At 54.3% G+C, this 1468-nt stretch carries 1 protein-coding gene; it reads right to left on the bottom strand.

The features are described from left to right. Positions 1 to 1153 (bottom strand): cache domain-containing sensor histidine kinase (locus PHU01S_RS25485; protein WP_164763207.1); only part of this gene is annotated, 1153 nt, incomplete at its 3' end. Between the last annotated feature and the right edge of the window lie 315 nt (positions 1154 to 1468).

Raw genomic sequence — 1468 nt, 5'->3', positions numbered from 1 at the left:
CCAGCTCCGCGCTTTCCCTCGCCTGCTGCACAAGGCCGGTGATCTGCTCCATCATCTCGTTGAAGCTTGAAGACAGCTGTCCGATCTCATCCTGCGAGCGATGGTGAGAGCGTATCGCCAGATTGCCCTTCTTCCCTTCGTTCATCAGGTTGCGCATCAGCCGCAGCGGACGTCCGACGGAGAAGATGACATAGAATCCGACAAGCATGGCGAGAACGGCTGCAGCTGCAGCAATAATCCAGGTCGTGCGCGATATTTGCTTGGCGTCCTTCACCAGCTCTGCGGTAGGGAGCATCGCGACGACCTTCCAGTCGTTCACTTGAAGCTTGTTGTAGATCGTCAGCACTTGACCCGCCGGACTATCCGCGCGGAAGCTACCGCTTTCAGCGTCCGATGGCGCATTGAAATTGAAGGTTTTGGCTTCGCCGCCTTCTGTGCCGTCCTCTGCCGCCATCGAATCCGAGAGCACGGCCTTGTCCGCTCCCAACAGGGCTACCCGGCTGTCGCTGCCGAGATTGATCGCATTGAGCTGATCCGAGATCAGCGACTCCCGCAGCTCGATCAGCATGACGAAAGCGTTCGTGCCCGAAGGAGATTTGATGACGCGCGCGAGCCCGATCGAAGGCTTGTCGCCATTTTCCTGAAATCCCTTTGGCTGCGTCGGAATCCAGATCGGAAGTCCGTTCTGCTCGATCGCCGCTTTGACCCAGGCCGATTCCTTGACCTTCTCGTAGTTGAGATTGCCTGTGCCCAGAACCTGCGTCTTGGCATGGGGATCGATCGGGACGAAGTTGACATTGAGCACGCCCTTGTTGGACATGGCCATCCCCGAGAGCTTGTCCGTAAGGACGCGTTGAGCGGAGAACACTCCATACTCATCGACCGTCGAGCTGAAGAATTCCCCTACATTGGACTGAATTTCCTTGTCCGTAAGGAATTGGACCGAGTAATTGAGGTAGTTGTCCAAAATCAAATCCAGCTTGCCGGCGATCTGACTGACCGTCTCTTCTGTGGAAGCGCTAACCTTTTTTTCGATTACATTCTTGGAAATGCCGTAAGAGATTTGACCTACGGACAGAACGCAAACGAGAATACTGACAAAAACGATCAAAAACAGCTTGGCGCTTACATAACGCAGCGGGTTCAGCTTCATGGCATTTTCCATCCTCCAGCTTAGCGGTTGTTTTGTTTCCTTAATATCGGATTCTGATGCGGAGAAGTTTACATTTAAAATAAATACCTGTGCCCTGCGCACCTTGACAGCTTATTTTTCGTCGTTCAGGTAAACAAAAGGCGGGCTTCCGATGGAAACCCGCCTCATGCCGATTATTCGATTCGGAACCGCTCCAAAGCCTTCTGCAGCGAACGCGACACTTCCTCCAGCTCGGAGGATAGGTTCACAAGCCCTTCGCTTACGCCGAGCTGCTCGCTGCTCAGAGACGCGACCTCCTCCGACGTCGCCGAAGAC

This window comes from Paenibacillus humicus NBRC 102415 (assembly GCF_004000905.1).
In the GTDB taxonomy this organism is placed as follows: domain Bacteria; phylum Bacillota; class Bacilli; order Paenibacillales; family Paenibacillaceae; genus Paenibacillus_O; species Paenibacillus_O humicus.
Note: the sequence above shows the minus strand (reverse complement) of the source record. Positions and strands in the feature narration are given on the sequence as shown.